A 21,358-nucleotide genomic window follows, 5' to 3' on the forward strand; every position below is an offset into this window, starting at 1 on the left:
GCCCGCGGCGGGGGGGGGGGGGGGGGGGGGGGGGGGGGGGGGGGGGGGGGGGGGGGGGGCGGGGGCGCCCCGCCGCGCCGCGCCCCCCCCCCCCCCCACCGCTGTCGTCTTTGTCGTCCCGGCTGCCGGACCCCGCCCCGACCGCCGGCCGGCAAAGGGCCCCGGCGGCTGTCCGCCCCTCCTCCCGCTCCCGCCGCGGCCCGGTGGCGCGGCGGGGCAGGGGCCGCCGCTCGGGCCGCGACCGGGGCGGTGCTCTCCGGTCCGGCCGCGACGGTGCGGGGAGCGCGCTCCCGGACGCGGCGTGCGACGTGCAGGGGGCCGGCGACTCGACACGAGTCGCCGGCCCCCTGCACGATGCCTGCCGCTACGCGGTGACCGAGTCCTCGGCTCCGCTGTCCTCGGAGCCGGCGTCGGCGCCGAGGCCCTGCTCCGACTCGTGGGCCGACTCCTCGGCCGCGGCGCGCTGCGCGGGGATCTCGGCCCCGAGGCGTGCGGTCATCCGCACCCGGCGCTCGTCCGCCTTGGCGCACAGGTCCGCGATCGCCGCGTCGAAGCGGGCCAGCGACGGCGGGTCCGAGGGGCCGAGCAGGTGCTCCTTGAGTTCGGCGCGGGCCGCGGTGAACTCGTCGCGCTCCGGGTTGCGCACCGCGTCGAGCAGAGCCGGCACACCGTCCGCGGCGGGCGTGAGGATCGCCCCCGCCGACACCGTCGGGAACCCGGCGCGGAAGGCCGCCTCCGGCATGCCCGAGGTGTTGGCGACCGCGTACGGCTTCTCGCTGGACAGCCAGTCCGAGACGACCGAGGAGACGTCGCTGATCAGCAGGTCGGCCTCGTTGAAGCAGGCGAAGATCGCCGGGCGCGGGCCGGTGACGATCTGGTGCTCCCACTCCGGGAAGGACGCCCAGTAGGCGGTCTCCCACGCCGTCGTGGCCCGGGCGATCTCCGCCTCGCGGTCGCCGCTCGGCGCGCCCTGGAGCAGCATCCGCTCCATCTCGTCCGCGCTCTGCCGGAAGGCGGTCGAGGTCAGGGTGTCCAGCTCGGCCGTGCGGCGGGCCAGTTCGGCGGCGGCCTCCGGGCCGGGACGAGCGCCGGAGCGCCGGGTGTTGGCCTCGCGGATCATCGCCAGGATGCGCTCGTTCGCGGCACCGGCGCGCGGGTCGACGGAGCCGGTCATCGGGTGCGGCTTGTAGAGCAGACGCACCTTCTCGTCGGCGAGCAGGTGGCGCACGATGTTCTCGCCGGCCAGCACCACGGAGGTGTTGCCCGGGTTGCCGTCCCAGCCCTCCCAGGTGGGGGCGTACAGGACGGTCGTGTACGTGCCGGTGGGCGGACCGGAGAAGAGGCGTATCGGCGTCAGCTGCGGACGGCCGACCTCGACGATGTTCTTGTCCTCCACGCCGACCTCGGCGAGCGCGTACCGCTCGCGGGCGGCGGGGCCGGCGACCCACACCTCGTCGTAGGCCTTGGCGTAGGGGTTGCAGGAGGAGAGCTTGTCGCTCTCGCCGTGGTTGATGAAGGCGTGCTTGATCGTGGGGATGCGCAGGACCTGGGAGGTCTTCGCGGCGTTGGCCGGGTGCAGCATCATCTTCAGCGTCGAGTTCTCCAGCGAGAACATCGTGGAGACCCGCGGGAAGCAGATGATCGGGACGTCGGTCGCCTCGATCTTCTGCACCATGAAGCGCTCGCGCAGCACGATCAGCGGCCGGGCGTCGATCTCCGAGAGGGTCGAGAGCCACATGTTCGCCTGGTAGGCCGAGGTGCTGCCGCCCGAGAAGTACATGGCCACGGTGGGCCGGTACTCCGCCAGCCACGCGTCGACCCACTCGATGACCTTCGCCTCGCTCTCGGCGCGCTTGCCGGGGAGCAGCCAGGTGCCGAGGTAGGCGGTGCCCAGGATGGCGAGGACGACGGCGGCGCCCACGCCGACGCCGCCCCACAGCGCGTCGGTGGTGGCGGCCGTGAGCAGCAGCCCGGCCGTCGCCGGTACGGAGAGGGACAGCAGCCGGTGGCCCTGGCGGCGGGCCAGGATGCGCGGCGGCGCGGCCGTCAGCCGCAGTGCCGAGGCGTCGATGTTGCGGGTGACGACCGGCAGCGTGCGGGTGCGCCGCACCAGGACCGAGACGCCGTGGCAGGCGAAGTGCAGGCCGTACAGGACGCAGACGGCGATCAGCAGCGGCGCCTGCTCGTGCGTCGGGTCGACGCCCTCGATCCGCAGCAGTCCCACCATGATCAGCATGTCGCGCAGCAGCTGGCGGACGGTGACGTCGAAGCGCACCTTGCCGAGCACCGTGAGCAGACCGGGGTCGCGGTACTGCAGGTACAGGTCCAGGAGGAGTCCCGCGGCGCTCGCGGCGACGAACACCGGGACGTTCGGCAGCAGCGCGGAGACGATCTGGGCCGTGAGGAAGGCGAGCATCGCGAGCAGTGCGGAGAGCTGCACGATGCGGCGGGGGGCGAGGCCTGCGGAGGGCACGGGCTGGGCTCCTGCGAGGGGGATGCAGCGGATGGGGGATCGGTGCGGCCGGGGTCGTCGTGAAGGCAGGCGAACGCGGGCCGACGCCTGACGGTATGACCTGGAGACCCGGCGAGCAATCTTCCGTGGGAACAATCACTGCATAGCGCGCATATTGCCCGCGCGGGCCGTGACGGAGCACGCGGTGCGGGCCGCGGCGGCCGGACTGCGGCGGTGTGGCGGCACCGCGGGCGTCCGCCCGTCGAAACGGGGCGCCGCCCGCCCGCCTCCCTCGCGTAGATTGCACACACCGGGCTGGTCGGAACATTGGGGATGGCGTGTCAGCGGCAAGGAATACGGTGCGGGCCGGCGTGGCCGAGGCGCACAGGATCGTCGTCAAGGTGGGTTCCTCGTCGCTCACCACCGCCTCAGGCGGTCTCGACGCCGACCGGGTCGACGCCCTCGTCGACGTCCTCGCCGCGACGCACGCCGGCGGTACCCGCGAGATCGTCCTCGTCTCCTCCGGGGCCATCGCCGCGGGGCTTGCGCCGCTCGGCCTGAGCCGCCGCCCCAAGGACCTCGCCCGCCAGCAGGCCGCCGCCAGCGTCGGGCAGGGGCTGCTGGTGGCCCGCTACACGGCCTCCTGCGCCCGGTACGGCATCCGGGTGGGGCAGGTGCTCCTCACCTCCGACGACACCAGCCGCCGCTCCCACCACCGCAACGCCTCGCGCACCCTGGACAAGCTCCTCGCGATGGGCGCCCTGCCCGTCGTCAACGAGAACGACACCGTCGCCACGGACGAGATCCGCTTCGGCGACAACGACCGCCTCGCCGCCCTCGTCGCCCACCTCGTCCGCGCCGACCTGCTCGTCCTCCTCTCGGACGTGGACGGCGTCTACGACGGCGACCCCAGCCGGCCCGGCACCACCCGGATCCGCGAGGTCCGCGGGCCCGCCGACCTCGCGGGCGTCGACACCGGCGGCGCGGGCAAGGCGGGCGTCGGCACCGGCGGCATGGCCACCAAGGTCGAGGCGGCGGGCATCGCCGCCGCTGCCGGCATCCCCGTCGTGCTGACCAGCGCCGTCCACGCGGCCGACGCCCTGGCCGGCCGGGACACGGGCACCTACTTCCACGCCACCGGCAAGCGGTCCGCGGACCGGCTGCTCTGGCTCCAGCACGCCTCCACCCCGCAGGGCGCACTCACCCTGGACGACGGCGCCGTCCGCGCGGTCGTCCAGGGCCGCAAGTCGCTGCTGCCCGCGGGCATCGCCGCCGTGGAGGGGGAGTTCTCCGCGGGAGACCCCGTCGAACTGCGCGACGGCACGGGCCGGGCCGTCGCCAGGGGCCTGGTCAACTTCGACGCCAAGGAGATCCCCCAGCTGATCGGCCGCTCCACCCGGGAGCTGGCGCGCGAACTGGGGCCCGCCTACGAGCGCGAGGTCGTCCACCGCGACGACCTCGCCCTGCTCAGCCCCTGAGGCGGGCGCGCGGCGCCCGCCGGGTCCGCCGCCGCGGCCCGCGCTCGCGGGCGCCCGCCGCACCCGTAAACGGCCGGTTCCGCCGCCCCCGCCGGGGGGACGTTCCGTAAAACCGCCACACGACGGCTTCCCACCTGCTCAACTTTGTGGCGGGGGAGAGTCCGGAATTCGGTACGACCATCGGGTAAAGGAGGCCGTCGTGAGACGAGTGCGCCCTGGGGCGGCGGCGTCCCGCGGTGGTCCCGCCTCCCGTGCGGCGGGCGAGGAGCGGGCCCTCACGAGCGTCGCGACCGGGGACGCCTACGAGGCGGAGCTGCCCGCCGAGCAGCCCCGGCTGTGGCACGTCACGCTCAGCGTCTCCGGCGACGAGGCCCCGCTCGGCGAGGTCCGCCGCGGTCTGGAACAGCTCGCGCACGACCACCCCTTCCTGCTGACCAGCCGGTACGCCGGCGACCACGCCGAGATCCGCTACTGGGAGGAGGCCCGCGACCTGCACGACGCGGCGGCGGTCGCGCTGCGCCTGTGGGGGGAGCACCGGCAGACCGCCCAGCTCCCGCCCTGGGAGATCGTCGGCCTGGAGGTCATCGACCGCGAGACCTACCACCAGCGCATCGCCGAGGGGTACGGGCCGCTGCCCGCCACCCCCGTCGGAGTTCACCCCTTTTGATCCGTCTCGGGGTGTGGGACAACCGCTGAACCGTTCTGTCCGGCGCACTACGCTTCCCCCATGACCACGCTCTCGCCGTACGACTCGATGTCCCCGGTCACCCAGGCCGCCTACCGGGCGAAGTCCGCCGCCGCCGACCTGGCGCCCCTGCCGCGGGCCGAGAAGGACGACGCGCTGCTCGCGATCGCCGACGCCCTGGAAGTCCGCACGAGCGAGATCGTCGCCGCGAACGCCAAGGACGTCGCCAGGGCCCGCGAGGCCGGCACCGGCGAGACCGTCATCGACCGGCTGACGCTGACCCCCGAGCGGGTGCGGGCCATCGCCTCCGACGTGCGCGATGTCGTGGCCCTGCCCGACCCCGTCGGCGAGGTGGTCCGCGGCTCGACCCTCCCGAACGGCATCGACCTGCGTCAGGTCCGCGTTCCGCTCGGCGTCGTCGGCATCATCTACGAGGCCCGCCCGAACGTGACCGTCGACGCCGCGGCGCTCTGCCTGAAGTCCGGCAACGCCGTCCTGCTGCGCGGCTCGTCCTCCGCCTACGAGTCGAACACCGCCCTCGTCCGGGTGCTGCGCGACGCCGTGGGCGGCGCCGGGCTGCCCGCCGACGCCGTCCAGCTGGTGCCGGGCGAGGGACGCGAGTCCGTCGGCGAGCTGATGCGCGCCCGCGGCCTGGTCGACGTCCTCATCCCGCGCGGCGGCGCGTCCCTGATCCGCACGGTCGTCCAGGAGTCCACCGTCCCGGTCATCGAGACCGGCACCGGCAACTGCCACGTCTACGTCGACGCCGACGCCGACCTCGACATGGCCGTCGAGATCCTCGTCAACTCCAAGGCCCAGCGCCCCAGCGTCTGCAACGCCGCCGAGACCCTCCTGGTCCACCAGGACATCGCCGCGCGCTTCCTGCCGCGCGCCCTCGACGCCCTCGCGGACGCCGGCGTGACCGTCCACGGCGACGAGCGGGTCCTGGCCTACGCCAAGGACTCCAGGGCCACCGTGGTCGAGGCCACCGCCGAGGACTGGGACACCGAGTACCTGTCGTACGACATCGCCGCGGCCGTCGTGGACTCGCTCGACCGGGCCGTCAACCACATCCGGCTCTGGAGCTCCGGCCACACCGAGGCCATCGTCACCACCTCGCAGCAGGCGGCCCGCCGCTTCACCCGGCTGGTCGACTCCACGACCGTCGCGGTGAACGCCTCGACGCGCTTCACCGACGGCGGCCAGTTCGGCTTCGGCGCCGAGATCGGCATCTCCACGCAGAAGCTGCACGCGCGCGGGCCGATGGGACTGCCGGAGCTGACGAGCACGAAGTACATCGTCACCGGCGACGGCCACATCCGCCGCTGACCCGGCACCGCCCGCTGCGGAGCGCCACGGCGGTCCCCGCACGCCCCGGAGCGGCTCCCGCCTCCCGACGGGGCCTCTCCCGGCCTCCGGTGCCCCGGGGAGCCCCTGACGGGCCGCGGGGGCGTGCGCGGCGTGCGGCGGGTGGTGCGCGGCCGGCCGGCCGCGCACCGGCCGTCTCGCCAGGTGGATGAATTTCCGTACCGTCTGCCCAAATTGATCCCCCAGGTCTACTCTGGACGTGTGCCGGAGGACGTGGGGGGCACGCCGTTCCCGGACGGCTGGGAGCCCGACGACGACCGTGACCGCGGAGGCGCGGACGAAGAGTTCGCCTCCGTGGTCTTCGACGAGGACTTCGTCCGGGCGGCCCGGGTCCACGAGCCGACCGCCGTGGAGAGACTGCTCGCCGCCGCCCAGGCCCGCGCCGAGTCCGAGGCCGAGGCGCGCCGCGCACACGCCCGCGGCTCCCGCGCCGACGACTACGAGGACGGGTTCGGTCCGGACGGCCACGGCGACCTCGGCCCCGACCCCGACGAGTTCGACGACCCCGATCTCGCGGACGGCCGCCACGGCGGCGCGGGGGCGTACGGCCGGCTCCGCGGCAAGCACACCCGCTGGCACCGCCCGGTCGCCTGGGTCCTCGCCCTCGTGATGGGCGTCGGCATGGTGGCCCTCGCGTTCACCGCGGTCTACCGCGGCGCCTCCGGCGCCCGCGACGAACAGATCCCCTCACCCGCGTCGACCGGCCTCGAACAGGGCCGCGAGAAGGTCACCGGCACGGAGCCCTCCGTGTCGGCGGACTCCTCCCCGCCGGCCGTCTCGGCGGTACCCCGCACCCCCTGACGCGCGCCGCCCGCGCGGCGGCGGCGCGCCCCGGACGGCCGGCCGTCCTGGTGAGAACCCGTCAGAACTTGTCGCGCACCGCCGCGTTTACCGGAGCGCCCGCGAACCTACTCTGAAGGTATGGGCGGGCCTGGAGACCCACCGGAGGGCACACCCGAGGGCGCTCCCGCCGGTGGAGAGGACGAATACCGATCCGTCGTCTTCGACGAGTCGTTCGTCCGTGCTGCCCGCCTCCAGGAGTTCTCCGCGCGGGAGCGCATCGCCGACCACAGCCCCGCCGTGCGCCGCAGGCCGCCCCTGCGGCGGGGCCTGTCCCGGCAGGCGCTCGTCCTCGTCCTGCTGATCGCCGTCGCCTTCGGCACCGCGATCTACATGGGCGTCCGCCACCCCTACCGCGCGCCCGTCCCCCAGTCGGCCGAACCGCTGCGGATGACCGTGATCCCGCTCGCCCCGCAGACCCCGGTGCCCGGCTCCACGGACCCCGAGCGGCTCTACGACGCCAGCCCGGCCGCCAAGTTCCGGATCGGCTCCGAGGGCATCACCCTGCCGGCCTCCCGCCGCACCGCGCACTTCTCCGACAGCCAGGTCGTCGCCGCCCTGACCACCGCCCGGGAGTACCTGATCGAGTCGGCCCTCGATCCCAGCGTCCTCACCGGCGGCGCCACCCGGCCCGTGCGCATCCTGCTCGACCCCCGCCAGCTCGACCAGTTCGACCGGAGCTTCCGGCACCCCGCCGCCGACGGCCGGCACGCCCCGACCGGCTGGCTGGTCCGCTTCGACGCGACCCGGGTCCGGCTCGCCGACCAGCGCATCCGGGTCCAGGGCACCCTCCGGACGGCGGAGCCGGACGCGAACACCCTGGAGGTCGTCGCCGACCACACCTTCGTCTACGCGCTCCGGCCGGCCGGAGCCGGCGCCCGGAGCAAGACGTCGCTGTTCACCGTCCGGCGCGAGCTGCACTTCCGCTTCGACCGCGACGACCTGCGCATGCACCAGGCCCAGCTGGCCGTGTCCTCCGTCCAGGCCGGCCCCCTCACCTGCTCCGACGACGCCGTCGGCCGGCTGCGCCCGCTGCTCGCGGGCCAAACGGCGCGGGCCGGCGGCCCCGCCGGCACCGACCCCTACGCCACCGGGAGCGCCACGGCGCTGTGCGGCACCCTGGCGACGAGCGCCCAGCCGAAGGTGTAGCCGGGCCGGCGGACGCTCAGCCCCGCCCTTCGGTGTCCGAGCCCTCGCCCGTGCCGTCCCCGGCTCCGCCGCCCGCCGGGCCGTCCTTGCCGCCGCCTGCCGCGCCGTCCTTGCCCGTGGCTCCGCCGGCGAAGCCGCCGAAGCCGCGCCGGACCCGGCCGCCGAGGTCGCCCGCGCCGCCCGCGATGTCGCTGACCAGCTTCATCAGCGGGTCCTTGGAGTTCTTGACGTCGGAGGCGTAGCCGGCGGCCGACTGCCGGAAGGAGTCCGACACCGAGGCGTCCGCGTCCTCGTCGCGCCGGGGGTAGTGGCCGTCCATGATCCGCTGGTGGTCGCGGGACTCCGCCCACTTCTTCAGCTCGGCCGCACGGACCGCGGTGAACGGGTGCGTGCGGGGCAGCACGTTGAGGATCTTGAGCACGGAGTCGCGCAGATCGCCCGCGGCCTCGTACTCCTCGGCCTGCGCCAGGAACGCGTCCACGTTCATCTCGTGCAGGTGGTTCCCGCCCGCGATCTTCATCAGGCCGCGCATCGAGGCGCGCAGGTCCTGGCCGACGAGCAGCCCGGCGCGGTCCGCGGACAGCTCCGACTTGCGGAACCACTCCCGCAGCGCCGTCACGATCGCCGTGATCGCCAGGTTGCCCAGCGGAATCCAGGCGACCCGGACCGCGAGGCTGGTGAGGAACAGCAGGACCGTCCGGTAGACGGAGTGCCCGGACAGCGCGTGGCCGACCTCGTGGCCCACCACCGCCCGCATCTCCTCCTCGTCGAGCAGCTCGACCAGTCCGGTCGTCACGACGATGACCGGGTCGTCGAGGCCGACGCACATCGCGTTGGGCTGCGGGTCCTGGGTCACGTACATCGCGGGGACCTTCTCCAGGTCCAGGATGTAGCAGGCGTCCCGCAGCATGACGTCGAGATGGGCGAACTGGGCGTCCGAGACGCGCACCGAGTCGGAGAGGAACAGCAGCCGCAGGCTCCGCTCGGGCAGCAGGCCGCTGAGCGCCTTGAAGACCGTGTCGAAGCCGCTGAGCCGGCGCAGGGCCACCAGGGCCGAACGGTCCGCCGGATGCTCGTACGCCCTGGAGGAGATCCCCTCGAACCGCCGGCGCCGCCTGCCCGGCGCCTTCTCGTGCCCGGTCTGCCGGTATCCGTCGTCGGACATGTCTTCCCCCATGTGCGTCTGAGTGCCTCACGCGCCCCCGAGGCAGGACCCAGCCTAGGCGGAGATACCGTGGACGGGCAGTACAGCGAAGGAGTCGTACCCATGGATCACCTTCCCGCGGCCGGCTGGCTCACGGAGGCCGCGCACGCGGCGGACAGGCAGGGCCCGGGCGACCTGCTCCGCGTCGTCATCGTCGTGATGGCCGTCGGGGTGGTGCTGGCCGCCTGGTTCCTGCTGCGCGGCTACAAGCGCGAGGACTGATCCCGCGCCCGGGCGCGGCCGGCCTCCCGGCGGTGCCGCGGCAACCGGCGTCCCCAACGGCGGAGTCGGCGTGTTCGCGGCCCGGGCGCCCGCATACGATGAGCCGACGTCTGTATTCCGCCTTCCCCCACGCCCGGCCCGGTTCGAGCGGGGGGACCCTCATCGGATAGGTCTGCCGAGATGAGCTTCCAGAGCACCGCCGCCCAGTTGGTCACCGTCGCCGCCGAGGGCGAGAACGGCGGCAACCACGAGAGCCTCAGCCCCTACCTGACCGGCGGCGGCGCCCTGGCCGTGCTGCTCCTGCTGCTGTGGATCACCACGCGCTTCAACCGCGACCGCTGAACCCCGCCGGCCCCGTCCCGGGGCACCTGTCGGCCGGAGCCCGTCGGCCGGGCCGGTAGGGTCTGCACGCATGGGAGAGCAGGACATGCCTACCGGTCCGGCGAGTGACACGGGCAGCGCTGCCGCCGGCGCCGCCACGGGCGGTGCGGCGAAGCGGCTGACGGCCGGCCCGCGGGGCGGCCCCTCGAATCCGGGCAAGCGCCGCCTCGGTGTCATGGGCGGCACCTTCGACCCGATCCACCACGGGCACCTGGTGGCGGCCAGCGAGGTCGCCGCCCAGTTCCACCTCGACCAGGTCGTGTTCGTGCCGACCGGCCAGCCGTGGCAGAAGACCGACCGCAAGGTCTCCCCGGCCGAGGACCGCTACCTGATGACGGTCATCGCCACCGCCGAGAACCCCCAGTTCTCGGTGAGCCGCATCGACATCGACCGCGGCGGCCCGACCTACACCACGGACACCCTGCGCGACCTGCGCTCGCTCAACCCCGACGCGGACCTCTTCTTCATCACCGGCGCCGACGCGCTCGGCCAGATCCTCACCTGGCGCTCCGCCGAGGAACTGTTCTCCCTCGCGCACTTCATCGGGGTCACCCGGCCCGGCCACACGCTGGCCGACCCCGGGCTCCCGGAGGGCGGTGTCTCGCTGGTCGAGGTGCCCGCGCTCGCCATCTCGTCCACGGACTGCCGTGCGAGGGTCGCCAAGGGCGATCCCGTCTGGTACCTGGTTCCGGACGGTGTGGTGCGCTACATCGACAAGCGTGAGCTGTACCGCGGCTAGCGAGCCGAGAGGGGCACCGGTGAACGACCGATACGACGGATACGCGGGTGGCGACCGTTACGAGCTCGTCGGCTACGACGAGTTCGGGCAGCCCGTGTACCGGCAGGTGCCGCAGCAGCCTGCCGGGGGATACGACGGCTACGGCGCCGGGCAGCAGGGCTACGGGTACGACCCCTACGCGGCGGGCGCCCAGGAGTCCGGCGGGGCCTACGCCTCCGGCGGGCAGCAGCCCGCGCCCCCGTACGACACCGGGCAGCATCCCGCGGTCCCGCCGCCCTACGACACCGGGCAGCACCCCGCCGCCTCCCCCTACGGAACCGGGCGGCAGCCCGCCCAGGGGTACGACGGCTACGGCGCCCGGCAGCACGGCTACGGCACCGGGGCGCCCGACGGCGGACCCGGGTACGACGCCTACGGGCGGCACACCGAGGGCACCGGCCGGCAGCCCCGGGTCGCCGAGCAGACCGCGTACATCCCGCAGCAGGCCGGGCCTCCGACGGACGACGACGACCGTGCCGACCGGGACTACCGCACCGAGCAGTTCGCCTTCGTCGAGGAGCCGGAAGCCGAGTCCGAGGACGTCATCGACTGGCTGAAGTTCACCGAGAACCGCACCGAGCGCCGCGAGGAGGCCAAGCGCCGGGCGCGCGGCCGGGTCGTCGCGCTGGTCGTGGTCCTCGCCCTCGTGCTGGCCGGCGGCGCCGGCTACCTCTGGTACGCGGGCAGGCTGCCCGGCACCTCCTCGGACGGCGGGCCGGGCACCACGACGGCCGCCGCCGCACAGAAGCGCGACGTGATCGTCGTCCACCTGCACAACACCAAGGGCGGCGGCACCTCCACCGCGCTCCTCGTCGACAACACCACCACCCGGCAGGGCACCACCGTGCTGCTGCCCAACTCCCTCGCCCTCACGGACGACGACGGCTCGACGACCACGCTCGCCAAGTCCGTCGACGCCGACGGCTCCTCCGGCACCCGGGACGCCGTCGACACCGTGCTCGGCACCAGCATCCAGGGCACCTGGCGGCTCGACACCCCCTACCTCGACAACCTCGTCGAACTGGTCGGCAACATCGACATCACCACCGACACCGCGGTGCCGGACCCCGAGGCGAAGAAGAAGGGCACGGCCCCCCTCGTCAAGAAGGGCGCGGACCAGACCCTCAGCGGCAGGATGGCCGTCGCCTACGCCACCTACCGGGCTCCGGGCGAGGCGCAGAACGCGCAGCTGGAACGGTTCGGCCAGGTCATGCAGGGCGTGCTGCGCAAGCTGTCCTCGGACAAGCAGGCCGCGACGACCACCGTGCAGACCCTGGCCCAGATCCTCGACCCCTCCCTCACCGACCAGGACCTCGGCGCCTTCCTCGCCAAGCTCGCCGACCTCGCCAAGGGCGGCGACTACAAGACCGCGCTGCTGCCGGTGCGGCAGGACGGCACGCTCGCCGAGAACACCGCCGACAGCGTGATCAAGGACATCCTGGGCGGCACGGCCAAGAGCCCCGAGGCGGGGGCCGCGGTCCGGGTCGGCATCAAGAACGCCACCGGCGACAAGGCGGCCGCGGGGCAGGCCCGGGTGGCCCTGGTCAACGGCGGCTACACCTACCTGGACGCCGGCTCCGCGAGCACGTCCGGCGGAGTGTCGCAGATCACCTACGGCGACGCGGCGAAGAAGGACGACGCCGTCGAGGTCGCCAAGACGCTCGGCCTGCCGACCTCCTCGGTGCGCAAGGGCACGGTCTCCAACAACGCCGACGTGTCCGTCGTCCTCGGCCGGGACTACCGGGTCGACACCGGCTCGAAGGGGTGAGGCGCACCACGCCCCGGGGTCCGTCCGGGGCGTGGCCGGGCAAACGCGTGGGGGGCCTCGGCGGTCCGTGAGACCCTTGGGTCATTACTGACCGCCGACGGAAAGCCGCGTAGTGACCGCCACGGACCGCTCCATCGAGCTCATCAACACCGCCGCGCAGGCGGCAGCAGACAAGCTCGCGCACGACATCATCGCCTACGACGTGAGCGACGTGCTCTCGATCACCGACGCCTTCCTGCTGGCGTCCGCCCCGAACGACCGCCAGGTCAAGTCGATCGTCGACGAGATCGAGGAGCGGCTGAACAAGGAGCTCGGCGTGAAGCCGGTGCGCCGCGAGGGCGACCGCGAGGCCCGCTGGGTCCTCCTCGACTACGTCGACATCGTGGTGCACGTCCAGCACAGCGAGGAGCGCGTCTTCTACGCCCTGGAGCGGCTGTGGAAGGACTGCCCCGAGCTGGACCTCCCCGAGGAGGCGAAGGCGACCCGCGGCAAGGGCGCCGAGCACGCCAAGCTCCAGGCCGAGGAGGACTCCGCCGAACTGGAGGAGCTGCGGTGAGCCACGGCGGGGAGAAGGCGCCGGGCGCCGGGAGCGGCGGCCGGCCGGGCCGGGGCCGCCGCCTCATCCTCTGGCGGCACGGCCAGACCTCCTGGAACGTGGAGCGCCGCTTCCAGGGCACCACGGACGTCGCGCTGACCGAGACGGGCGTCGGGCAGGCCCGGCGCGCCGCCCGGCTGCTCGCCTCGCTGAAGCCGGACGCCATCGTCGCCTCGGACCTCCGGCGCGCCGCGAACACGGCCGCCGAGCTCGCCGCGCTGACCGGTCTGCCCGTCACCCACGACGAGAGCCTGCGGGAGACCTACGCGGGCGTCTGGCAGGGCCTGACACACGAGGAGATCATCGCCCGGCACGGTGACGAGTACGCGGCGTGGAAGCGCGGCGAGCCGGTCCGCCGCGGCGGCGGCGAGCTGGAGAGCGAAGTGGCCGACCGGGCCGCCCCCGTGGTGCTGCGCCACGCGGAGAAGCTGCCCGACGACGGCACCCTCGTCGTCGTCAGCCACGGCGGCACCATCCGCACCACCATCGGCAGGCTGCTCGGCCTGGAGTCCCAGCACTGGGAGAGCCTCGGCGGCCTGTCCAACTGCTGCTGGTCCGTTCTCGGCGAGGGCGCCCGCGGCTGGCGGCTGCTGGAGCACAACGCCGGCACGCTGCCGGAACCGGTGCTCGGGGACGACGACTAGTGCGCTGACCGGAAGGGTTCGCCGGACGGCTCGCGGCGTCCGGTGCGGTGCATCGCACGGCGGAGCGTGCCCCGCGTACGGGATGTACTCAGGTGATGCGACAACGCGGCGAGGTGCCGTGCCGGGCGTCGCGAGCCGGTGAACCTTTCCGGTCAGGGCACCAGCGACGCCGAGGGGCCGTCCGTCCGGTCCCGCGGGCCGGGACGGACCGGATTTCACTTTCCGGCAGGTCGCAGGCTAAAGTTCTTCTTGTTCGGCCCGCAGGGCGGGGAGAACGCAAGGGGCTATAGCTCAGTTGGTAGAGCGCCTGCATGGCATGCAGGAGGTCAGGAGTTCAATTCTCCTTAGCTCCACAGATCGACTCCTTCCGGGACATCGGGGAGTCGAGGACGGTCCCTGGAGATCCCGTCCCCGTCAGGGGGCGGGATTTTTCGTTGCCCCGCGGTTGAGTCACCTGGTCGCGCCCGGCGTATACCTCTGCGGAAACGCCGCCGGCGTGCGGGGACGCGGCCATCGCGGCGGGGTCGTGTCCCGACTGGTACGAAGGCGTCGCTGACCGCGCCGCTCCCGCCGTGGCAGAATCAAACGGCCGGAAGGGGGCGCGGCCCGACGGGAGGGAGAACCGATGCCTGCCAGCATCCTCGAGGAGGTCGACGACCTCCTCGAAGCGGCACCGACCCGAAAGCCCGCCGCCCTCCACGACCGTCCCGCCCGCGGATCGGCCCCCCTCGCGCGGGTCTCCGGCGACGACGGCGTCATCCCCTCCGTGTGCACGGCCCGCGGCCACAGCTGGAGCTGATCGATGGGTGCACACAGGCGGAAGTGCGATTGGTGCGGCAGCGGCACGCCGATCGTCCGCGACATGGAGCCGGTCAACCACGACTACCAGTACTGGTGCGCGGAATGCGCGCGGGCGCTGATCATAAAAGGCGACCCGATCGAGACCTACCGCGAGCTGGAGGGTGAGCCGATCTACGGGCGGCTCCTCGACGAGCACTGCACGCTCAAGCGGTTCTACTCCTTCGCCACGGCCTGAGCCGACGGCCGCCGCCCCCGTCGCGCGGCGGTGTCCGGGCGGGGCGGCCGGCCGGAGAACGGTGTCCGGCAGGGGGCTCAATCGGGGCGGGCGGGAATCGATTTGGTGGTTTGCCGGGGGGACCGTGTAATGTTGGCGTCGCCGCCGGGGAAACCGGGCGGACCGGCCGACAAGCGGTTCACCGCCTGGTCGTGAGGGGCTATAGCTCAGTTGGTAGAGCGCCTGCATGGCATGCAGGAGGTCAGGAGTTCAATTCTCCTTAGCTCCACAACAGTTAGAAGCGGGCCACCCGAATCGGGTGGCCCGCTTCCGTGTTGCCCGGTGTTCCGCGGAGCCCGCGCGCGGCGGGCCGCAGCTCGAACCGCCGCTTCCTCCGCGGGTCAGGAGGTCCGTGCGCTCACCGGCCGCTGCCCAGCGCGCGGCGGCCGCGCCCCTGGGACAGCACCGGCAGGTTGTTGCGCGCCGCGGGCGCGGACCGGGTGTCCTCCTCGATGCGCAGGGCGAGCGCCGGGCAGCGGCGCACCGCCCGCAGGGCCTTCGCCTCCGCGTAGCGCGGCACGGCGGCCTGCGCGACGGTCGGGAAGCCGTCCGCGCCCAGCTCGAAGACCTCGGGCAGGATGTCCGCGCACAGGCCGTGGCCGCGGCACAGGGTCCAGTCGACGAAGATCTTCTGACGGCTCGGCCCGTTCTCCTGCTCGCCCTGGCCGCCCGGGAGAGCCGTGGGCTGCCTGCCGCCCTCGAAGAGCGGCAGAACGCCCTCCACGGGCCGTCCGCAGCCGTTGCCGAGGACGTGGGCGGCGAGGTCGTCGGTGAAGGCCTTCAGCGTCGACTCGATGAACATCGCCGAGCCGTCGGGATGGGAGCACGCGCCGCGCCGCTTCACGGACTTGGCGACCTGCTTGACCGCCTCCAGGGCCGCCGGCCCGCCGCCGTTGAGGATGTCCTCCAGGCCGCGGGCCGCCGCGGGCAGGCCGAGGTAGCAGGGGCCGCACTGCCCCGCGCTCTCCTCGGCCAGCCACTGCGCCACCCGCAGTGACTCGCCGAGCGGACAGGTCTGCTGGGTGATGGGCAGGATCGCGCCGGCGCCGAGCGCGCCGCCCACCGCGGCGAGCGAGTCGCGGGAGACGATCGCCTCGCCGACCGCGGCGGCGTCCAGCCACTTGCCGTGGTAGCCGCCGGTCAGCACGCCCTGCGGCATCGGCGGGGCGCCGGCCAGCTGGAGGACGTAACGCAGCGGCACACCGGTGGGGACCTCGATCACCATCGGGCGCGCGACGGCGCCCGAGACGGTGAGCATGACGGTGCCGGGCTCGTCGTACAGGCCCGTGTTGCGGTAGCGGTCCGGGCCGATGCGGGCGGCGATGGCCAGCTGGGCGAAGGTCTCGGCGTTCGACAGCAGGGTGGGCGCGCCGCCCACACCGCTCTGCGACGCGCTGATCTTGCGGCCCGGCGGGATGGCCGGACCGCCGTCGATCGAGCGGATCAGCGAGGCGGCGGCGCCCGTCACCATCCGCACCGGATTGCGCTGCACGCGCGCGCGGAGCGGCGAACCGCGCCGGTTGCTCAGGCCGCGCTCGGCCAGCGCGGCCTCCATGGACCGCTGGGTCGACTCGCGGGTCACGCCGATCACCAGGGTGCGCGCCCCCATGGCCTCCGCGGCCAGCAGGGCGCCGTCCAGGATGAGATGCGGGGCACGGTTGATCAGCACCGTGTCCTTGCGGCAGGCCGGTTCGTCCTCGCTTCCGTTGACGACGACCACGGGGCGGATGCCCTTGGTGATGGCCGATTCGGCCACCGAGCGGAGCTTCTTGGCGAACGGGAAGCCGGCGCCGCCCCGCCCCTTCAGGGAGATCGCCTCGGCGAGTCCCGCGAGCTGTTCCCCGCCCATGGGTTCGAGCGGGCCGTGCACCTTCAGGTGCATGGGCAGATCAAGGCGTTCGACCAGGTCGAAGCCCGACGTGAGCTGCGGGAGCCCGACGACGCGGACCTCCGGGACGTCGGGCAGGGCCTCGTTCACTTAAAGCCTCCGGAAGGGGCGTTCCATGGTGCACCGGAGCCAGGAGCGTCGAAGGCGCCCGGCAGTACGTCAGGCGTGGGACCGCTGTCGTACGTGTCGTTGCTGTTGTACGTCCGGTACCCCGTGTTCGTCTCACCGGTGTCGTACACGTCACTCATTCCGTAGGCGTCCACGGCCGGATTGTCATAGACCGGGATGGTGTATCCGGTGTCGGCGAGCGGGTCGTAGGCCGACTGCGGGGCCTCTCCGACGGGGGGCGGCGAGGGGACGGGCCAACTGCCCGTGGCGCCGGTCGCGTCGGGACGGGGGAACGGCTCGGTCGGCTGGGCGGCCGACGGCATCTCGAACGCCTGCGTCGCACCGGCCCCGGAGCCGCCGGTGCCGGACACCGCCCGGTAGGCCGCGGCGAAGCCGGTCGTGTCGGCGTTCGCCGTGGTCTGGCCGGCGGGGTCGTAGAGGTTCGAGGGGGAGTCCGTGCGCTGCGAGGGGACGAAGTTGCCGCCCTGGGACGGGCGGGCGGATCGAGCCGCGAAGCCGGGCATCATCGACTCCGCCGCCGCGGCGCGGGAGGCGTCGAGGTCCTCGCGGAAGCCGCGGGCGCCGGGGCCGCCGTTGTCGCCCATGACCTCCAGCACGCGGGCCGCGACCTTGCGCTTGAACGGCGCCGGCGCCGCCCGCAGGGCCAGCGCCCCCATCACCGCGAGCAGGCACAGGCTGTAGAGGATGGTGAAGATCGGCTTGGCCTGTCGACCCGCGTAGAGCCCGTGGACCAGCGCGGCGCACCAGGCGGGGTAGGCCAGCATGTGCACCGCGCGCCAGCGCGCCGCGACCGGCGCCGGGGAGGCGAAGGCGCTGCGCAGCGCACCGGTGATCGCGGTGAAGACCATGAGCAGGGCGGCCAGCGAGCCGAAGCCGACGAGGCCGGCGGTGCCGGTCACGCCGAGGCCGAAGGGGACGAGCGCGGCGAGCAGCGTGGTGTGGTCGAGCGCGATCTTGACCGTGATGTGCAGCAGCAGGAAGGCGACGGAGGAGACCGCGGTGGTCCGGTGCACCGCCTGGGCCACCAGTCGCTGGCGGGTGTTCAGGAAGATCCGGTCGGTGGCGACCAGGCCCCAGATCACGGAGCACGACAGGGCGACCAGCGACAGCACGCCGGCGCCGAAGTTCAGGAAGTCACGGACTCCATTGCCTCCCACCAGGACGACCACGGGGATGAGGAGCAGGGCGGCGGCGGTGGCCGCCCCGTAGGCCGAACGGCCCGCTCGGGGAAGCGAGCTGTTGTTGCGACGAGGGTTCATGGAGGGTTACTCCCATACGGTTCGGGGAAGCGGTCCCGAGGCCGCACTCTAGGTCGAGAAATCGGGTCGAGTTCGAGATTTGAGTTATTGCGTCGTTATCAAAGGGTCGTGAGGTATTCGCGTTGTCCCGTGGTGTCCGTTACGCGAAGTAATAAGCGAACGTCGTTCAGCTCCTCCGGCGGTCCGGGCGGACGGTGCCGGGTGCCGGACGGTACCGGACGCTCGTCGCCCACCGCGCGGGCGCTGCGGTACCCTGTCGCCATGCGTGCCGTACGCCTTCTGCTTAGCGGGCCGCGCTGATCAGTCCCGAACCACTGACGCATCGTGGTCGGAATCGGCGCGGCGGTCCCCTCCTGTGCGAGGGGATTTTTCATTTCCCGAGTGTCGGACGCCGGCAGAGACGATCGATGGAGCTTTGAGGATCATGAGCGAGACGAACACCGCTGCCGCCACCGAAGGGGCCGCGCCGCACCGCTACACGGCCGCCCTGGCGGCCGACATCGAGGCGCGCTGGCAGGACGTCTGGGACGCCGAGGGCACGTACGAGGCGCCGAACCCGGTCGGGGACCTGGCCGGCGACCCCGAGCTGGTCGCCAGGCCGAAGAAGTTCATCATGGACATGTTCCCCTACCCCTCCGGTGCGGGCCTGCACGTCGGCCACCCGCTGGGCTACATCGCCACCGACGTCTTCGCCCGCTTCCAGCGGATGACCGGTCACAACGTCCTGCACACCCTCGGATTCGACGCCTTCGGCCTGCCCGCCGAGCAGTACGCCGTGCAGACCGGCACGCACCCCCGCGTGTCCACCGAGGCCAACATGGAGAACATGAAGGCCCAGCTGCGCGCGCTGGGCCTGGGCCACGACAAGCGCCGGTCGTTCGCCACGATCGACCCGGAGTACTACAAGTGGACCCAGTGGATCTTCCTGCAGATCTTCAACTCCTGGTACGACGAGGAGAGCGCCAAGGCCCGCCCGATCGCCGAGCTGGTCGCGCAGTTCGAGTCCGGTGAGCGCGGCGTCACCGGCGGACGGTCCTGGAACGAGCTGACCGCCGTCGAACGCGCCGACGAGCTGAGCGGCTACCGCCTGGCCTACGCCTCCGACGCCCCCGTGAACTGGTGCCCCGGGCTGGGCACCGTGCTGGCCAACGAGGAGGTCACCGCCGACGGCCGTTCCGAGCGCGGCAACTTCCCCGTCTTCAAGGCCAAGCTGCGCCAGTGGAACATGCGCATCACCGCCTACGCGGACCGCCTGCTGGACGACCTGGACGGCCTGGACTGGCCCGAGGCCATCAAGCTGCAGCAGCGCAACTGGATCGGCCGCTCCGAGGGCGCCCGTGTCGACTTCCCCGTCGACGGCGAGGCCGTCACGGTCTTCACCACCCGCCAGGACACCCTGTTCGGCGCCACGTACATGGTGCTGGCCCCCGAGCACCCGCTGGTCGAGAAGTTCACCCCGGACACCTGGCCCGAGGGCACCCGCGAGGCGTGGACCGGCGGTCACGCCACACCCGCCGAGGCCGTGGCCGCCTACCGCGCCCAGGCCGCCTCGAAGTCCGACGTCGAGCGGCAGGCCGAGGCCAAGGACAAGACCGGCGTCTTCACCGGCACGTTCGCGACCAACCCGGTCAACGGCGAGCAGGTCCCCGTCTTCATCGCCGACTACGTGCTGATGGGCTACGGCACCGGCGCCATCATGGCCGTCCCCGCCCACGACAGCCGCGACTTCGCCTTCGCCCGCGCCTTCGAGCTGCCCATGCGCTGCGTGGTCCAGCCCTCCGACGACCGCGGCAACGACGCGTCCACCTGGGACGACGCCTTCGCCTCGTACGACGCGGAGATCGTCAACTCCGCCGGCGACGAGATCTCCCTGGACGGCCTGGGCGTCGTCGACGCCAAGGCGCGCATCACCGAGTGGCTGGAGCGCCGCGGCATCGGCCACGGCACCGTCAACTTCCGGCTGCGCGACTGGCTGTTCAGCCGCCAGCGCTACTGGGGCGAGCCCTTCCCGATCGTCTACGACGAGGACGGCGTCGCCCACCCGCTGCCCGAGTCGATGCTGCCCCTGGAGCTGCCGGAGGTCGAGGACTACTCGCCGCGCACCTTCGACCCGGACGACGCGGACACCTCCCCCGAGACCCCGCTGTCCCGCAACGAGGACTGGGTGAACGTCACCCTGGACCTGGGAGACGGCCGCGGCCCGCGGAAGTACCGCCGCGAGACCAACACCATGCCCAACTGGGCCGGCTCCTGCTGGTACGAGCTGCGCTACCTGGACCCGCACAACGACCGCGAGCTGGTCGACCCGGCCGTCGAGCAGTACTGGATGGGCCCGCGCGAGGGCCGGCCGACCGGCGGCGTCGACCTGTACGTCGGCGGCGCCGAGCACGCCGTGCTGCACCTGCTGTACGCGCGCTTCTGGTCCAAGGTCCTGTTCGACCTGGGGCACATCTCGTCGGCCGAGCCGTTCCACAAGCTGTTCAACCAGGGCATGATCCAGGCCTACGTGTACCGCGACGCCCGCGGCATCGCGGTCCCGGCGGCCGAGGTCGAGGAGCGCGACGGCGCCTGGTACCACCAGGGCGAGAAGGTCACCCGGCTGCTGGGCAAGATGGGCAAGTCCCTGAAGAACGCCGTCACTCCGGACGAGATCTGTGCCGAGTACGGCGCGGACACGCTGCGCCTGTACGAGATGGCGATGGGCCCCCTGGACGTGTCCCGCCCCTGGGACACGCGCGCGGTGGTCGGCCAGTACCGCCTGCTGCAGCGGCTGTGGCGCAACGTCGTCGACGAGACGACCGGCGAGGTCACCGTCGTCGACACCGCCGAGGCCGACGTCGACGAGGCGACCCTGCGCGCCCTGCACAAGGCCGTCGACGGCGTGCGCCAGGACCTGGAGGGCATGCGGTTCAACACCGCCATCGCCAAGGTCACCGAGCTGAACAACCACCTGACCAAGACGGGCGGCCCGGTCGCCCGGCCGGTCGCCGAGGCGCTGGTCCTGATGGTCGCCCCGCTGGCCCCGCACGTCGCCGAGGAACTGTGGCACCGGCTGGGCCACACCGAGTCGGTCGTCCACCGCGACTTCCCCGTCGCCGACCCCGCCTACGTCGTCGACGAGACCGTCACCTGCGTCGTCCAGGTCAAGGGCAAGGTCAAGGCCCGCCTGGAGGTGTCCCCGGCGATCACCGACGAGGACCTGGAGAAGGCGGCGCTGGCCGACGAGAGGGTCGTCGCGGCGCTGGGCGGCGCGGACATCCGCAAGGTCGTGGTGCGGGCACCGAAGCTGGTGAACATCGTCACCGCCTGACCGGCGTCGCCGGCGCGGCTCGGGGTAGTCCCCTACGGGCAGGTTCGGGGTCCTTCCGGAACTCCGGACCTGCCCGCAGCGTTTACCGTTGAGAGCACGGCCACGGCCGTCGCGACCGGCCCGAGGAGGAGTG

Annotated in this window: 18 protein-coding genes and 2 tRNA genes; 16 read left to right on the top strand and 4 right to left on the bottom strand. The window is 73.0% G+C overall.

Annotation, left to right across the window (positions count from 1 at the left end; all coding sequences use genetic code 11):
• Positions 1-364: 364 nt before the first annotated feature.
• Complete coding sequence (locus ACGFS9_RS21100) at positions 365-2,473, bottom strand: hypothetical protein (RefSeq protein WP_393255154.1); 2,109 nt, start codon at positions 2,471-2,473, stop codon at positions 365-367.
• Positions 2,474-2,823: 350 nt separating this feature from the next.
• Between ACGFS9_RS21100 and proB the strand changes: the two genes are divergently transcribed.
• From proB to ACGFS9_RS21125, 5 genes are all read left to right on the top strand, one after another.
• Positions 2,824-3,930 (top strand): glutamate 5-kinase, encoded by a 1,107-nt coding sequence (gene proB, locus ACGFS9_RS21105; RefSeq protein ID WP_393255156.1) that lies wholly within the window; start codon positions 2,824-2,826, stop codon positions 3,928-3,930.
• Between the two features lie 208 nt (positions 3,931-4,138).
• On the top strand, positions 4,139-4,597 hold the full coding sequence (locus tag ACGFS9_RS21110; RefSeq protein WP_393255364.1) for a hypothetical protein: 459 nt from the start codon (positions 4,139-4,141) through the stop codon (positions 4,595-4,597).
• A gap of 60 nt (positions 4,598-4,657) precedes the next feature.
• Positions 4,658-5,944 (top strand): glutamate-5-semialdehyde dehydrogenase, encoded by a 1,287-nt coding sequence (locus ACGFS9_RS21115; protein WP_393255158.1) that lies wholly within the window; start codon positions 4,658-4,660, stop codon positions 5,942-5,944.
• A 240-nt stretch (positions 5,945-6,184) separates the two neighbouring features.
• Positions 6,185-6,784, top strand: a complete 600-nt coding sequence (locus ACGFS9_RS21120; protein ID WP_393255160.1) for a hypothetical protein — start codon at positions 6,185-6,187, stop codon at positions 6,782-6,784.
• A 120-nt stretch (positions 6,785-6,904) separates the two neighbouring features.
• Positions 6,905-7,972 carry a hypothetical protein gene (locus tag ACGFS9_RS21125; RefSeq protein WP_393255161.1) on the top strand — a complete coding sequence of 356 codons (1,068 nt, stop codon included), beginning with the start codon at positions 6,905-6,907 and terminating at the stop codon, positions 7,970-7,972.
• Between the two features lie 16 nt (positions 7,973-7,988).
• Here ACGFS9_RS21125 and ACGFS9_RS21130 read toward each other — a convergent pair whose 3' ends face one another.
• Positions 7,989-9,137 (bottom strand): M48 family metallopeptidase, encoded by a 1,149-nt coding sequence (locus ACGFS9_RS21130; RefSeq protein WP_393255162.1) that lies wholly within the window; start codon positions 9,135-9,137, stop codon positions 7,989-7,991.
• A 102-nt stretch (positions 9,138-9,239) separates the two neighbouring features.
• On the opposite strand from ACGFS9_RS21130, the gene ACGFS9_RS21135 reads away from it, so the two are divergent.
• The 10 genes from ACGFS9_RS21135 (at position 9,240) to ACGFS9_RS21180 (ending at position 14,868) form a co-directional block, all read left to right on the top strand.
• Entirely contained in the window at positions 9,240-9,398 is a 159-nt protein-coding gene (locus tag ACGFS9_RS21135) for a hypothetical protein (RefSeq protein ID WP_393255164.1), read from the top strand.
• Positions 9,399-9,578: 180 nt separating this feature from the next.
• Complete coding sequence (locus tag ACGFS9_RS21140; RefSeq protein WP_393255166.1) at positions 9,579-9,740, top strand: hypothetical protein; 162 nt, start codon at positions 9,579-9,581, stop codon at positions 9,738-9,740.
• Between the two features lie 70 nt (positions 9,741-9,810).
• Complete coding sequence (gene nadD, locus ACGFS9_RS21145) at positions 9,811-10,518, top strand: nicotinate-nucleotide adenylyltransferase (RefSeq protein ID WP_393255168.1); 708 nt, start codon at positions 9,811-9,813, stop codon at positions 10,516-10,518.
• A gap of 19 nt (positions 10,519-10,537) precedes the next feature.
• Positions 10,538-12,325 (top strand): LytR C-terminal domain-containing protein, encoded by a 1,788-nt coding sequence (locus ACGFS9_RS21150; RefSeq protein ID WP_393255169.1) that lies wholly within the window; start codon positions 10,538-10,540, stop codon positions 12,323-12,325.
• A gap of 112 nt (positions 12,326-12,437) precedes the next feature.
• Positions 12,438-12,881 (top strand): ribosome silencing factor, encoded by a 444-nt coding sequence (gene rsfS / locus ACGFS9_RS21155; protein ID WP_366703152.1) that lies wholly within the window; start codon positions 12,438-12,440, stop codon positions 12,879-12,881.
• Positions 12,878-13,564, top strand: a complete 687-nt coding sequence (locus tag ACGFS9_RS21160) for a histidine phosphatase family protein (protein WP_393255170.1) — start codon at positions 12,878-12,880, stop codon at positions 13,562-13,564. Before rsfS ends, ACGFS9_RS21160 begins: the two co-directional genes overlap by 4 nt.
• Positions 13,565-13,844: 280 nt before the next feature.
• A tRNA-Ala gene (locus ACGFS9_RS21165) sits at positions 13,845-13,917 on the top strand.
• Between the two features lie 272 nt (positions 13,918-14,189).
• Positions 14,190-14,363, top strand: a complete 174-nt coding sequence (locus tag ACGFS9_RS21170) for a hypothetical protein (protein WP_393255171.1) — start codon at positions 14,190-14,192, stop codon at positions 14,361-14,363.
• Positions 14,364-14,366: 3 nt separating this feature from the next.
• Positions 14,367-14,600 (top strand): hypothetical protein, encoded by a 234-nt coding sequence (locus tag ACGFS9_RS21175; RefSeq protein WP_393255173.1) that lies wholly within the window; start codon positions 14,367-14,369, stop codon positions 14,598-14,600.
• Positions 14,601-14,795: 195 nt separating this feature from the next.
• Positions 14,796-14,868 (top strand) — tRNA-Ala (locus tag ACGFS9_RS21180).
• A gap of 129 nt (positions 14,869-14,997) precedes the next feature.
• On the opposite strand, the gene ACGFS9_RS21185 is transcribed toward ACGFS9_RS21180, so the two are convergent.
• Together ACGFS9_RS21185 and ACGFS9_RS21190 are read right to left on the bottom strand one after the other, a co-directional pair.
• Positions 14,998-16,617: an NADH-ubiquinone oxidoreductase-F iron-sulfur binding region domain-containing protein gene (locus ACGFS9_RS21185; protein WP_393255174.1), complete on the bottom strand. Its 1,620-nt coding sequence runs from the start codon at positions 16,615-16,617 to the stop codon at positions 14,998-15,000.
• Positions 16,614-17,915 (bottom strand): cytochrome b/b6 domain-containing protein, encoded by a 1,302-nt coding sequence (locus ACGFS9_RS21190; protein ID WP_393255176.1) that lies wholly within the window; start codon positions 17,913-17,915, stop codon positions 16,614-16,616. The genes ACGFS9_RS21185 and ACGFS9_RS21190 overlap by 4 nt, the downstream gene beginning before the upstream one ends.
• Positions 17,916-18,339: 424 nt before the next feature.
• On the opposite strand from ACGFS9_RS21190, the gene leuS reads away from it, so the two are divergent.
• Positions 18,340-21,225, top strand: coding sequence for a leucine--tRNA ligase (gene leuS / locus ACGFS9_RS21195; RefSeq protein WP_393255178.1), 2,886 nt, complete (start codon positions 18,340-18,342; stop codon positions 21,223-21,225).
• Positions 21,226-21,358 lie beyond the last annotated feature (133 nt).

This window comes from Streptomyces sp. NPDC048566, assembly GCF_043199735.1.
GTDB lineage: Bacteria > Actinomycetota > Actinomycetes > Streptomycetales > Streptomycetaceae > Streptomyces.

Bases quoted from the DNA above. Each gene is read 5' to 3' on its own strand.
- ACGFS9_RS21125 (WP_393255161.1), top strand. From the start codon at position 6,905: ATGGGCGGGCCTGGAGACCCACCGGAGGGCACACCCGAGGGCGCTCCC.
- leuS (WP_393255178.1), top strand. From the start codon at position 18,340: ATGAGCGAGACGAACACCGCTGCCGCCACCGAAGGGGCCGCGCCGCAC.
- ACGFS9_RS21135 (WP_393255164.1), top strand. From the start codon at position 9,240: ATGGATCACCTTCCCGCGGCCGGCTGGCTCACGGAGGCCGCGCACGCG.
- ACGFS9_RS21115 (WP_393255158.1), top strand. From the start codon at position 4,658: ATGACCACGCTCTCGCCGTACGACTCGATGTCCCCGGTCACCCAGGCC.
- ACGFS9_RS21190 (WP_393255176.1), bottom strand. From the start codon at position 17,915: ATGAACCCTCGTCGCAACAACAGCTCGCTTCCCCGAGCGGGCCGTTCG.
- nadD (WP_393255168.1), top strand. From the start codon at position 9,811: ATGGGAGAGCAGGACATGCCTACCGGTCCGGCGAGTGACACGGGCAGC.
- ACGFS9_RS21130 (WP_393255162.1), bottom strand. From the start codon at position 9,137: ATGTCCGACGACGGATACCGGCAGACCGGGCACGAGAAGGCGCCGGGC.
- ACGFS9_RS21170 (WP_393255171.1), top strand. From the start codon at position 14,190: ATGCCTGCCAGCATCCTCGAGGAGGTCGACGACCTCCTCGAAGCGGCA.
- ACGFS9_RS21175 (WP_393255173.1), top strand. From the start codon at position 14,367: ATGGGTGCACACAGGCGGAAGTGCGATTGGTGCGGCAGCGGCACGCCG.
- ACGFS9_RS21140 (WP_393255166.1), top strand. From the start codon at position 9,579: ATGAGCTTCCAGAGCACCGCCGCCCAGTTGGTCACCGTCGCCGCCGAG.